This window comes from Ruminococcus sp. AF17-22AC (assembly GCF_003460065.1).
Classification (GTDB): domain Bacteria; phylum Bacillota; class Clostridia; order Lachnospirales; family Lachnospiraceae; genus Blautia_A.
In genome coordinates this window covers 48477-62115 of sequence record NZ_QRXT01000005.1, presented here as the reverse complement: position 1 = coordinate 62115, position 13639 = coordinate 48477, and the positions used below count along the sequence as shown (strand labels likewise).

General features: G+C 43.2%; 12 protein-coding genes. 11 read left to right on the top strand and 1 reads right to left on the bottom strand.

Going from position 1 to position 13639, the window contains the following annotated elements:
- Positions 1-44: 44 nt before the first annotated feature.
- Complete coding sequence (sigK, locus tag DWW86_RS08920; RefSeq protein ID WP_117942892.1) at positions 45-665, bottom strand: RNA polymerase sporulation sigma factor SigK; 621 nt, start codon at positions 663-665, stop codon at positions 45-47.
- A gap of 179 nt (positions 666-844) precedes the next feature.
- Between sigK and DWW86_RS17345 the strand changes: the two genes are divergently transcribed.
- From DWW86_RS17345 to DWW86_RS08870, 11 genes are all read left to right on the top strand, one after another.
- Positions 845-4390 carry a DUF5717 family protein gene (locus tag DWW86_RS17345; RefSeq protein WP_286187688.1) on the top strand — a complete coding sequence of 1182 codons (3546 nt, stop codon included), beginning with the start codon at positions 845-847 and terminating at the stop codon, positions 4388-4390.
- Positions 4387-5649 carry a DUF5716 family protein gene (locus DWW86_RS08910; protein WP_117942891.1) on the top strand — a complete coding sequence of 421 codons (1263 nt, stop codon included), beginning with the start codon at positions 4387-4389 and terminating at the stop codon, positions 5647-5649. Before DWW86_RS17345 ends, DWW86_RS08910 begins: the two co-directional genes overlap by 4 nt.
- Positions 5646-6428, top strand: a complete 783-nt coding sequence (locus DWW86_RS08905) for a tetratricopeptide repeat protein (protein ID WP_286187687.1) — start codon at positions 5646-5648, stop codon at positions 6426-6428. Before DWW86_RS08910 ends, DWW86_RS08905 begins: the two co-directional genes overlap by 4 nt.
- 125 nt (positions 6429-6553) lie before the next feature.
- Entirely contained in the window at positions 6554-7417 is an 864-nt protein-coding gene (gene fba, locus DWW86_RS08900) for a class II fructose-1,6-bisphosphate aldolase (RefSeq protein WP_072521614.1), read from the top strand.
- Positions 7418-7547: 130 nt separating this feature from the next.
- A complete protein-coding gene (locus DWW86_RS08895) occupies positions 7548-8381 on the top strand; it encodes an arginase family protein (protein WP_286187686.1) in 834 nt (277 codons plus the stop codon).
- Complete coding sequence (locus tag DWW86_RS08890) at positions 8378-9136, top strand: prolipoprotein diacylglyceryl transferase (protein WP_117942889.1); 759 nt, start codon at positions 8378-8380, stop codon at positions 9134-9136. The genes DWW86_RS08895 and DWW86_RS08890 overlap by 4 nt, the downstream gene beginning before the upstream one ends.
- A 75-nt stretch (positions 9137-9211) precedes the next feature.
- Complete coding sequence (locus DWW86_RS08885; protein ID WP_117942888.1) at positions 9212-10900, top strand: S8 family peptidase; 1689 nt, start codon at positions 9212-9214, stop codon at positions 10898-10900.
- A gap of 133 nt (positions 10901-11033) precedes the next feature.
- On the top strand, positions 11034-12122 hold the full coding sequence (locus DWW86_RS08880) for a class II aldolase/adducin family protein (protein WP_117942887.1): 1089 nt from the start codon (positions 11034-11036) through the stop codon (positions 12120-12122).
- Positions 12123-12357: 235 nt separating this feature from the next.
- Positions 12358-12690 (top strand): ABC transporter permease, encoded by a 333-nt coding sequence (locus DWW86_RS16970; protein ID WP_147338110.1) that lies wholly within the window; start codon positions 12358-12360, stop codon positions 12688-12690.
- A complete protein-coding gene (locus tag DWW86_RS08875; RefSeq protein ID WP_117942886.1) occupies positions 12641-12991 on the top strand; it encodes an ABC transporter permease in 351 nt (116 codons plus the stop codon). The genes DWW86_RS16970 and DWW86_RS08875 overlap by 50 nt, the downstream gene beginning before the upstream one ends.
- Positions 12949-13530, top strand: a complete 582-nt coding sequence (locus DWW86_RS08870) for an ABC transporter substrate-binding protein (protein WP_181985334.1) — start codon at positions 12949-12951, stop codon at positions 13528-13530. The genes DWW86_RS08875 and DWW86_RS08870 overlap by 43 nt, the downstream gene beginning before the upstream one ends.
- Positions 13531-13639: the final 109 nt, after the last annotated feature.

The following is a 13639-nucleotide window of genomic DNA, read 5'->3' as shown; positions in this document are numbered from 1 at the left end:
ATAGATTGATCCATTTATGATTTTAGAAGATTTCTCTGAGAAAATCAATGGAATAGAGTACGTAATTTTTTTAGAGCATTTTTTTCGATGCGTGAGACATAGGAGCGGCTGATATCAAGGCGGGCGGCAATCTCGCGCTGGGTCAGCTCAGGTTCATTAAAGATGCCGTATCGGTAGCAGATGACCTGATATTCCTTTGGAGAAAGAATGCTCTTTATAGACGAAAGGAGATGAAGAATGTCCTGTTGTGTGGAGTAATTCTCAACGATATCCACCGGAGGGCTTTCGATGATATCAAGCAGACTGATCTCATTTCCTTCTTTGTCTGTTCCAATCGGTTCATACAGAGAGACTTCTCTGGAACATTTTTTGCGTGAACGGAGCATCATCAGAAGCTCATTGTCAATACATCGCGCAGCATAAGTGGAAAGTCTGGCAGACCGGTCAACATCAAAAGTAGAAATAGCCTTGATCAGTCCGATCGTCCCGATGGAAATCAGATCCTCAAGGTCTTCACCGGTATTTTGATATTTTTTTGCAACGTGGGCAACCAGACGCAGGTTATGCTCAATAAGAATACGTTTTGCTTCAGAATCCCCTTTTCGGCAGCGTTTGAGGCAGAGTTTTTCCTCTGCGGAAGTCAAAGGTTTTAAGAATGTTTTCAAGTGTCCACCTCAAGCGGGATTTCTATATAGTTTATGTTCAAGACAAGTTTCCTGTGCTTTTCCCAGAAAATAATGAAAAAAATACTGGCATTAGGCGTTTCCTTGCTTCTCACCTCGATGTAGTGTATAATAATTTCAATACGAAAAATACGATTTCAAGGATGATCAGGTGAACCAGATTGAAAAAAAAGATAGAACAGATACTGAACGGAAAATTTGAATATGAGCAGCCGGAACTCCTTTTCTCGAAGGACCGGCTGGAGATTACGCTGGAAGCCGGAAGCACAGCGCAGGGCGAACTCTACTTTGGAACAGAAAACAATGACCGGATTCAGGGATATGTGACGTCTTCGAACCGCAGATTTGTACCGGGCAGCAGTCGTTTCTCCGGCACGACAGTGCGGATGCCTTATGGAATAGACGGTTCAGGTATGCAACCGGGAGAGGTATGTACCGGCTGGCTGTGCGTGACTTCAAGTACAGGTGAGTACAAGGTTCCGTTTCGGATTCAGGCCGTAAAAGAAGAAATGCGAAGCTTTGGAAGTGAAGTCAGGGATTTGAAAGCTCTTACGGAGATTGCACATAAGGATTTCAGAGAGGCTTACAGGATTTTTACAGACAAAAATTTTGCCACTGTGATTGCAGAGGCAGATCCGAAACAGAAGGCGCTTTACGCAGGCCTTTCAAAGCAGCCTGTAACATGGCAGAATCTGGAAGAATTTCTGGTTGCCACGAAACAAAAAGCGGCTGTTTCGATTTCACTTAAAACTACAGAAACAGAGTTTTATAATGTCAAAGAAACCATACAGGAATCCTTTGAGATCCAGAGGAGCGGCTGGGGACATCTTCGCCTGGATATAGAAAGCAAGGGGGGATTCCTTGAGTCGGAACGTAAGGTCGTTACGGATGAAGAATTCATCGGAAGCTGTCTGAAACTGAACTATGTCATTCATGCAGATCAGTTAAAATCCGGTAACCAGATTGGTGAGATCATTGTAAGAAGCCCGTATCAGGAACTGAGATATCAGGTGACTGCGTCAAAGAGTCCGCAGATCCGTATTGACATTCGCAGAGAAGAAAAGAAGCACAAAGCAGAGCTTATACATGATTATATAGAGTATCGTATCGGACATACAGACTGTGAGACATGGATTTCACATACGGAACGGATACTGGACCGGCTGAAGGTTTCGGGATGTGAATATCCGGAATATCATTTTTATCAGGCATATATTGCACATATAAAAGGCGATGATCAGACCGCAGCATCCCTGCTGAAACAATATCAGCTCAAGGAGTTTACAAGAGAGGAACTGGAGCAGGCTGGCATTTATCTGTATCTTTGCACAGTATGCGGTTTATATCGGGATAAAGGACAGGCTGTTTGGCGGCTGCAGAATTTCTTTCGTCAGAAAGAAGACAGCTTTATACTTTTGTGGCTGCTTCTTCAGCTGGACAGTACATATAGAACGACACCATCGAAAGTGTTGTTTATGCTGGAAGAACTTTACGAAAAGGGCTGCTTTAGTCCGCTGCTTTATGTGGAAGCATGGAAACTCATAAGTGAGGATGTTTCCCTGCTGCACCGTCTGAGCCCATTTTGGATGCAGGTGTTCTGTTTTGCAGGAAAGCATGGACTGCTCACGGAAGAACTTGTGATGCGCCTTGCATATCTTTCCGGCTACGAAAAGAAATTTTATGGCAGTCTGTATCAGACACTGGCGGCCGGTTATGAGAAGTTTCCTTCGGACGATGTTCTGGAGGCAATCTGCAAATATATAATGAAGGGTGAACCACGGAAACAAAAGTATTTCCAGTGGTTTTCACTGGCGGTTGAGCAGGGGCTTCGAATTACCAGACTCTATGAATATTATGTGGAGACGATGGAGATTTCTTATCGAAGACAGCTTCCGAAGGCACTTCTGATGTATTTTGCCTACAATGATAATTCTCTCGGAGATGCACGGAAAGCATATGTTTATGCAAGTGTGATCGCTGCGAAAGACACAGATCCTCATACATATGAAAATTATAAAGAAAGTATGGAACGTTTCGCATATCGGAAACTCTGTGACGGGCAGCTGGATGAAAATTATGCGACACTTTATCAGGAATTCCTGTTTGAACCGTTCAGCAGGGAAGAGGGCGAGCGTCTTGCACCGAAGCTGTTTACGCACAGACTGTATTGCGACGATGACAAGGTGCGGCAGATAATCGTTCGCCATAAACAGTTTCAGGAGGAAGAAGTATATCCGTGCACTCAGGGGGTGGCATATATTCGGCTCTATACAGAGGATGCTGCAATTCTTTTTCAGGATGGTAAACAGCGTCGCTATGCGGCAACGATACCATATAATCTGAAAAAACTGACGGATGAGGAGAAAGTAATCCCGGAATTACTGAAACTGGGTGTCGAAGAGCCGGGGCTTTTGCTTCATTATTGTGAGACAGCCCAAATGAGCAGAGAAAATCTTGCATATTTTCAGCGCCTTGCAGAACTTTCTTCCTGCACGGAAACATACCGCAGATCCATACGGAAAAAAATTCTGGAATTTTATGCACAGAATGTACATGGACAGGATCTTGACAAATATCTTGAAAGAATGGATTATCGTCAGTATGCACTGGTTGACCGCACAACACTTCTGGAGGTTCTGATCTCCCGCAGACTGTTCCGCCAGGCAATGGGAATTGTAGAAGAATTCGGATATGAAGGGCTGGAGCTTACAAGCCTTCTGAAGCTTACAAGCCGTATGATACTGAAGAGTAACATGGCAGAGGATGAAGAACTTCTTGCACTTGCATCTGAAGTATATCGAAATGGAAAATACGATGAAGTTATTTTATATTACCTGATGAAATATCGCTTCGGGCCGATGGACGAGCTTCTTTCTATCTGGAAGAGTGCCAGAGGGTTTGAGATGGAAACATATGATCTGGAAGAACGTATTTTAAGCCTTCTGATCTTTACTTCGGATTACCGTAAAGAAGGCGAAGCAGTGCTGGAATCTTATGTCAGTCAGTCGGGAAAAGAACGGATTATCGGAGCTTATCTGACACAGGTGGCATATGGGGTATTTGTAAAAGAATACACGATGAGCGCGTTTGTGCGTGGACGTCTGGAATATGCTTATCTTAACAAATGGCCGGTGAACCGGATCTGCAGACTGGCACTTCTGAAAGAGATTTCCAGGGAGCAGAATCCAAAACCGGAATATGTCGGTATTCAGCAGGGAATACTGAAAGAATGTGCGAAGGAACATCTGATGTTCGGCTTTTTCCGAAGAATGTCACCGGAGCTTTTGAGTCCGTATCAGCTGGATGATAAGACTTTTGTAGAATGTCATGCGGCGCCGGGCGCGAAAGTAACGTTGTTTTACAGTCTGGATACCGGAATCGGAAATGACAGGGAATACAAATGTGAGCCGCTGAAAGAAATGTACCAGGGTATTTTTGTACGTGCCTTTACCTTGTTTTATGGGGAGTCACTGCGGTATTATTTCAAAATTGATGATGGAAAGAAAGTGCAGAAAACCGTGGAACGGGTTCTTACAATGAAAAAGATCGAAGGAACACCGGGAAGCAGATATCAGATCCTGAATCAGATACTTTCTGCAAGAAAGCTCGGCAAAAAAAATGAGGCGGAAAAAGAACTGAAACGGTTTATGAGGCAGGAACAATACGTACAGAACATGTTCACCATCAAAAAGGAAAATGAGAAATGAACGAGACAAAAGATTTGATAATCGGAATTGATTTTGGAAAAGAATATTCCCAGATCTGTTACTATGACCGTAAGGCAGATGAACCGCGCTCACTTCCGGTAAAGGTGGGCAGCAGTCAGTTTGAGATGCCAACCAGTCTCTGCAGGCGACTGGAGCAGAAGGATTATTGCGTTGGTCTGGAAGCAGAGTACTTTGCCAGAGAAAAAGGCGGATTTCTGATCAGTGATCTCTATGCGGTTTCAAAGAGCAGAGAGAGAATCATTGTAGCGGAAGAACAAAAGGAACCGTGGGAGCTGCTGGCATACTATATTCGCGGGATGATGAAACTTCTCGGCGTTGCCGATGTGGAAAAAAACATCCGTGCACTGGTAATTTCTATGGAAACGCTGGATGCTGTACAAGTGGATAATCTGCAGAAAGCATGCGGATTTCTGGGGATCCCGAAAGAACACTGTATTCTTCAGGATTACGAGGAAAGCTTCTATTATTACGTGATGACACAGAAAATGGAAACATGGAACAGGAGCGTTGGCTGGTACAGTTTCCATGACCGACATGTGACATTCCGCAGAATGGTTATGAATGGCGGAAACAAACCGGTTCCTGTTATGCTGGAAACACCGGTGGAGACAGATCTCAGTGAGAATATGACGCAGAGAGATGCAGATTTTTATGCTTTTGTGCAGAATACACTGAGTAAAGAGCTTTACTCCAGTATTCAGATAAACGGAGATGGATTTGATCAGGAATGGGCAAAGAAGTCAGTCAAACTTCTCTGCTATCAGAAACGTAAGGTGTTTTATGGAAACAATCTGTTTGCCAGAGGTGCATGTGCAGCCGGAGCAGAACGTTTTATTACACACGGGCTTCGGGATTATCGATATATGAGCCGTTCGCTTGTTCTTACGAGTGTGGGAATGGAGATGCGTGTTATGGGTGCGCCGACTTATTATCCATTGATTGAAGCTGGAAGAAACTGGTATGAAAGCAGTGCGGACATCGAACTGATTCTGGATGATACCGATGAACTGGTATTTGTAGTGGAACATATGCGTGAATCCGAAAGAAGGCATATTGTGATGAAGCTTCCGGGACTGCCGCAGCGCCCCAACAGAACGACACGTCTCAGCATATCACTTCGATATATATCAGCAGAAGAATGCTGTATCACAGTGAAAGACCTTGGATTTGGAGAGATGTTTCCGGCTTCAGGGAAAGAATGGAAAGAAACGACCAGATGGCAGGAGGGGATTGCGTGAGCGGATATATACTGTGTCAGACCGAAAGGGCAGAGGCACCTTACTTTATAGAAAATATCAGCATGAATATTTATTCGCTGGAAGAATTGTGTTATTATCTTGACCACAATCTTTATCTGATCGATCAGACAATCCTTAATGAAGGACTGTGCAACTGGATCCAAGAGGAATTGAAACTTCCTGCACTTGCAGCAAAGCTGCGTCCGAAAATGGGAAAATTTGCAAGTGTCGAGGATCTTGTCTATCCGGTATTTAAGGAAATCAATTATCTGACCTATGAAGAACTGAAAGTATTGAATACTCGTTTGCAGAAATTTGATAAAGAAACACCGGCGATGCGTGAAAAATGCAAAGGTGATGCTCTGATGGAAAATAAAATGTATGTTCATGCGATTCAGGTTTACCAGAAGTTACTTGACAGAAAAGATCTCGAAGAGATACGGGAAGGTCTGACAGAATGTATTTATCATAACCTTGGCTGTGCATACAGTTATCTTTTCCAGATGGATAAAGCAATAGAGTGTTTCCGCCGGGCATATGAGGGAGGCCGGAGTACAGAAGCATTGGAAACGTATCTGACGGCTTTTTCCATGTCATACAGTGAGGAAGAATACAAAAATATGGCAAAGACGCTGGGAGTGGAAGAAGAAATACTGACTGCCGTGCAGAATAGAAAAAAAGAATTTTCCCAGATTCCGAGGGCAAAAGTGAATTCTCAAAATATGGACGATATTCTCAATCATCTTACATCAGAATATCACAGAAGTACGGGTTCGTGAAATAAATCACAATGTATACAGTTTTTTTTATATAAATAAGGTAGACGAAACAGACTTAATCTGTTAAACTAAACATATAATTTGGGTCTGGTAATATTGCCCAAAAAGATTAGGAGGAATTTATCATGTTAGTAAACGCTTCAGAAATGTTGAAAAAAGCAAAAGCTGGTCATTATGCAGTTGGTCAGTTCAACATTAACAACCTTGAGTGGACAAAAGCAATCCTGCTTACCGCACAGGAACTCAACTCCCCGGTTATCCTTGGTGTATCCGAAGGTGCAGGAAAATACATGACAGGTTACAAAACAGTTGTTGGTATGGTTAAAGGTATGCTGGAAGAACTGAACATCACTGTTCCGGTTGCACTTCACCTTGATCACGGCAGCTATGAAGGATGCCTGAAATGCGTAGAAGCAGGTTTCACATCTATCATGTTTGATGGTTCCCATTATCCGATCGAAGAGAACGTAGCAAAAACAAAAGAACTGGTTAAGATCGTTGCTGAGCATGGAATGTCTCTGGAAGCAGAAGTTGGTTCCATCGGTGGTGAAGAAGACGGTGTTGTAGGCATGGGTGAATGCGCAGATCCTCAGGAATGCAAGATGGTTGCAGATCTTGGTATTGATTTCCTTGCAGCAGGTATCGGTAACATCCATGGTAAATATCCTGCAAACTGGAAAGGCTTAAGTTTCGAAACTCTGGATGCTATCCAGCAGCTTACAGGAGATATGCCACTTGTACTTCACGGTGGTACAGGTATCCCGGCAGATATGATCAAGAAAGCAATCGATCTTGGTGTATCTAAAATTAACGTTAATACTGAGTGCCAGCTTTCCTTCGCAGCAGCTACACGTAAATACATCGAAGAAGGCAAAGATCAGCAGGGTAAAGGATTTGACCCACGTAAACTTCTTGCTCCTGGAACAGAAGCAATCAAAGCTACTGTTAAAGAAAAAATGGAACTTTTCGGTTCTGTTGGAAAAGCCTGAGAATTGCATAATACCCGTTAGGGAGAATCATAAGGAATCGGTGCCCGGCACCGGTTCCTTTTTTTGACATACAGGATATATGTGTACTGACAGACTTGTTCGCAGTAACTTTTCATGTTAAGATAGCGTCATGATGAAAAATACAGAGAAAAACAAAAATAACAGAATAACGCAGACAATTGATTTTAAAGAAACAGTCATAACGAATTTCTCCGGGATTTATAAAAATCAGAACTTTTATAAGAATTATGCAGAAGAAGAAATATCCTGGACAGAATTAAGTGATCTGTCCGGCTGTAACTGCTATTGTGACGCTGAGGCGTCTGACCGGATACGAAAGGAAATTCAGGCTTTTACAGGAAAGGGGCTTCATTTCATTGATTCTGGAAACTATCATTATATGACACGTTTATGGCTGGAAAAACTGCAGATACCATTTCGCCTGCTTGTTTTTGACAATCATACAGATATGCAGCCACCGGCATTTGGCGGGCTTTTGTCCTGTGGCGGATGGATTGCGGCATCACTGGAGGAACTTCCACTTCTGCAGGAAGTGATTCTTGTTGGTCCGGATGAAGACGCTTATACACAGGTTGAGCCGGATTTGCAGCAAAAAGTCCTTTTTTTATCCCGAGAGAAACTAAGTACGATGACGACAGAGGAGAAAGAGGGTTTCTTTAATAATCTATCTGAAGATCTGCCACTGTATGTTTCGGTGGACAAGGATGTTCTTTGTAAAGGAGATGCTTCGACTACATGGAGCCAGGGGGATATGCACCTTTCGGAACTTATGAGCTTTCTTGAGCTTGTACTGGAGCGACAGAATATACTTGGAATGGATGTCTGCGGTGAGTGTGATATGGATTCCTGCAGCGAGGATTTTTTGAATGATCACGCGAATGAGGCAATTTTGAGACTGTGGGAGAAAATGCAAAAATCATCTGAAAGGATGGGCTCGGAATGAAAAATGAACTTTTTACGATCGGACCGCTGACTGTTTATGGTTATGGCTTTATGATCGCGACAGGTGTGCTGGCAGCATGGATCGTTACAGAATACAGAGCTAAGAAACAAAATCTGGACAGTGAGCATGTGTTTTCACTTGTTCTCTGGTGCCTGATGGGTGGTCTTCTCTTTGCAAAGCTTCTGTTCTGGATCACAGAATGGAAAAGCATTGCAGAAGATCCGGGATTTTTCTTTGATACGCTGGCAGATGGATTTGTGGTATATGGCGGAATTATCGGTGGTATTCTGGCAGGCTGGATATATTGCCGGATCAAAAAAGCATATTTCTGGAAATATTTTGACCTTGTGATGCCGTCCGTAGCACTGGCACAGGGCTTTGGAAGAATTGGATGTTTTCTGGCAGGATGCTGTTACGGAAGAGAAACAGACAGTATTATATCCGTCACTTTCCAGAATTCTGACTTTGCACCGAATCATGTGGCTCTGATTCCGACACAGCTTTATTCAAGTATTCTTGATTTCCTGCATTTTGGGATTCTTTTGTATATTGCAAGACGTAAAAAGGCAGACGGACAGGTTGCGGCTTTTTACCTGATTTTTTACAGTATCGGAAGATTTGTGCTGGAATTTTTCCGTGGAGATTTGATCCGTGGAAGTGTGGGAAGCCTATCGACTTCACAGTTTATCAGCCTGTTTATTCTGGCGGCAGGAATTGCGATTCTGATTACACGTACAAAAAAGAAAAATGCATAAGGTTTTAACGGATTCATAAAGAGGAAATTTTTGCATAGGCTGTAAGGAAAGAGCAGAAGAACCGGGGCAGAGAAGATGAGCATACCGGCACAGAATCAGCAATACGAAAATTTTATTATCCGTTATAAGCAGAATATAGAGGGAGTACCGGAATATCAGCCGGATGAGAGATTTCAGATCATCAATGACCTGTTTGGGGTATTATATGTACCGATACAGGAAATCCCGGAACTGGCATTAAACAGTTATTCTTATTCGTCTATTCCAAGATGCTATACATATATGGATACTGGTGCGCTGAGCGCGTCAGGGGTGACAAGACTTCATGGGCATCCATATCTGAAGCTTAAGGGCAGCGGAACACTGGTGGCAATAATTGATTCCGGAATTGATTATCTGCATCCGGCATTTCACAGGGGAATGACCAGTAAAATTCTGAGTATCTGGGATCAGGAACTGGAAAGTGGCCTGACGGAGAGGATTCCGTTTGGAAGAGAGTTTAACCGAGGGGAGATTGAGCAGGCTCTTTCGGCAGAAAATCCGTGGGAAGTGGTTCCATCAATGGATAAAAGCGGGCACGGAACGGAAGTAGCTGCCACGGCGGCAGGTTACAGTATCGAAAAAGAAAGCTTTTCCGGTGCTGCCCCGGAGGCGGAACTTGTAGTTGTCAAACTGAAACAGGCAAAGCGGTATCTGCGTGATTTATATCTTCTTCCGCAGGAGGCGGATATTTATCAGGAAGATGATATCATGCTTGCGATTGCGTATGTCCTGCGTGTGGCGGCAGAAAATCAGAAACCGCTGTCAATCTGTATTGGACTCGGCAGCAGTATGGGAGCGCATCAGGGAGAGGGACCACTGAATGAATATATCAACAGTATTGCGGCATTCAGTCAGAATGCTGTTTCAGTGCCTGCCGGAAACGAAGGCACAGCAAGACACCATTATATGAAGACACTGAGCGCAGCGAATATTAAAGATACAATAGAACTGCGTGTGGGCGAAAAGGAGAGTACTCGAGGATTTATGTTGGAATTCTGGGGAGACTCTCCTAATTTTTATTCTATGACGATCCAGTCGCCGACAGGAGAACAGTTATCGATCAGCACTTCTTTAAAAAACAGCACACAGGAACTGTCTTTTGTATTTGTCGAGACAAAAGTGTTGGTGAATTATGTGCCGATTGAGCGGCGTACGGGAAATACACTGATTTTTATTCGGTTTCTGCATCCGGCTGTCGGTATATGGAAGTTTCTGGTGGGAGAGAGAATACCCGGGGAAAGCCGATTTCACATGTGGCTTCCAGTACGTGGAATGATTTCGGATGATACATATTTTCTGGAACCCTCGCCAGAGTATACGGTTACATCACCGGGGGATGCGGCGGATGCGATGACCGTTACGGCATATCAGTATCGGGACAACAGCCTGTATGTGCAGGCAAGCCGCGGATATAATACAGAAAATGTGGTAAAACCGGATTTTGCAGCGCCCGGAGTGGATATCCTGACGGCTTCAATCGGAGCTGGTGCAGAATTTGCATCCGCAACAGGAACCAGCCTTGCGGCAGCTCAGACAGCAGGAATGGCGGCGCTTTTATTTGAATGGTCACTGATTCGGGAAAACGAGCCCTACTTTACCGGAAACAGCGTAAAAAATTATCTGAGCAGAGGCGCAGTCCGCGATCTGAATCTGATCTACCCTAATCCGGAATGGGGTTATGGAAGACTGGATCTGTATCATACGTTCGAGCTGCTGACGTGAGAAAATGAGAGACAAAGAATCTATTTTAAATTACAGATATCAAATAATGAAATTTACATAGCTAAATCGTTTCATATCGTGTACAATGAGAAGTGGAAAACTATATAACGACAAATGAGGAGGAATTAGACTTATGGATCTTTCAACTTTAGTAAAAATGTCAAACACTTACGGAAGTAACCCGGCTTATGTGCTGGCAGGCGGTGGTAACACCTCCGTCAAAAACGATACGACACTTTATGTAAAAGGTTCCGGCACACAGCTTGCCACAATTAAGGCAGAAGGATTTGTCAAAATGGACAGAGCACGCCTGAACGAAATCATGAAGACGGAATATCCGAAAAACGATGTTGAACGTGAAGCTGCATATCTTGCAGATGTAATGGCAGCTGTAACGGACGATGACAAAACAAAGCGTCCGAGCGTAGAAGCACTGCTTCACAATTTATTTGCATATACTTACGTACTGCATGTTCATCCGACCCTTATCAATGGACTGACCTGTGGAAAAGGTGCGCAGGCGCTTTGCGAAGAACTTCTTGGTAAGGAAGTGCTCTGGATCGATATTTGCAAACCAGGCTATACACTTGCACGTCTTTGCTTCGAAAAAATGAATGCATATAAAGAAAAATACGGAAAAGATGTTCAGATACTTCTGCTTCAGAATCACGGAATTTTTGTTGCAGCCAATACAGTAGAAGAAATTGGTGTGTTATTTGATAGTGTGATCAGTAAATTAGAAAAACAGGTCAAGAGAACAGCTGATGTAAGTGATGCTGTTACACCGGAAAAAGAGCAGGCGGCACAGAAGCTTTCTCAGTTACTCGGACATGCGGTAGAAGTTGTACCGGCTGCAGAAGCTGATAATTTTGTAAAAGATAAAACATCAGCAGCACCGCTTCTGAAACCATTTACACCGGATCACATTGTATATTGCGGACCATATCCGTTATTTGTAGAAAATATTGATCAGGCAAAAGAAGTGCTGGACGCATTTATGAAAGAGAATGACAAAGAGCCACGTCTGATCCTTGTACAGGGTATAGGTGCATTTATCATGGAAGACGATAAGGAGAAAGCAGCGAAGGCACAGCTTCTGGTAAAAGATGCCATTAAGCTTGCCGTATATGCGGAAAGTTTTGGTGGTCCACTGCAGATGACAGATGAGATTACATATTTTATTACACACTGGGAAGCAGAAGCATACCGCAGTAAGAAATAATGATCTGAAAAATCTCATAAGAGTGTTTCGGACAGATATTATAATATAAGCAGAAAAAAGTAAAGAATCATTCAGAGTACGGATTATTTAAAGAAACCGTACTCATGGATGGTTCTTTTTTTCTGGAAAAATGTTTTGCGTTGAAAAAAATCCTTGCTTTTTGAGAAAATATAGGTTGACATATCACTGCTGCAACACGGTAGCGTGGTAGAACGAAAAAGAAAAGAATGCAGACATGAAGAAAAAGACAGTAAGAGATAACGGAAAGATTTTATCAGGAATATGTTTTGCACTGATCATTGGATTCTGGTGCATAGCAACTTACGGGGGACTGATCAGCGATTTGTTTTTGCCAAGTCCTACAGAAGTAGTAAAGAAAATCATAGAGATGGCGAAAGACGGTTCACTGTGGGCAAACTGCTGGGAATCCACAGCCAGAGTTTTAGTAGGCTGGATCTGGTCTGTGATCGTAGCACTTCCGGTAGGTATGCTATACGGTATCCGGTGTAGACCGAAACATGATAAATGCGGCAAAAACGTTGGGTGCCGGCAAATGGCAGATTTATAAAGAGGTTATTTTCCCGGCAGCGCTTCCGGGTCTTATGGATGATTTCAGACTGACCATCGGATGGGCATGGACCTATCTTGTGGTTGCAGAAATGGTCGCAGCAAGCAATGGACTGGGATATATGATCCTGAAATCTCAGAGATATCTGGCAACGGATACTATTTTTGCAGGATTGATTCTGATCGGACTGATCGGTTTGATTACAGACTGGATTTTCCGGATTCTGACCAGAATCGTAGCTCCATGGCGGGGAAAAAGGTGGCACTTGATAAATCTGCTTCATCCTACTATTTTTTCCTGACTGCACTGGAGAACGAAAGCAGTCTGACAGAAGATGATATCAATGTGATTGATATGGGAGATACAACAGAGGCAGGTCTGGCATTCATGAGCGGTTCCGTGGATGCGGCAATTATGTGGGAGCCGGAACTTTCTGAAGCTCTGGAGAGTGTAGACGGAGCACACGCACTGGTTACCAGCGCGGATTATCCGGATACGATTCTGGATTCACTGGTTGTCAATTCCGATTATGCAAAAGAAAACCCGGATGTAGTAGCGGCTGTAGAGGATGCATGGTACAAAGCTGTAGATTTCCTTAACGAAAATCCGGATAAGGCATACGAAGAGATGGCAAGCGGATTCGAAGAAGTAACAGCTGAAGACGTTGCCAGTGATGTAAAAGGTTTGAAATTCTTTGGAAAAGACGACAATGAAAAGCTGAATGATGAAGGCAATGCTGATTCCATTTATGCAATCAGCCAGAAAATGGCAGATTTCTGGATGGAAAAAGGTGAGTGTGAGACGGATGATCTGACAGATTTCTTTGAATTGGTAAAATAAAGAAAATCACAGAAAAGTATACAAAAATGCATGTGAAAATTTAGTAGCAATGACGGCAAAACTTTTAAACCTCACGAATTGTTTTTGAGCCTGAAATTTGTTATAATTA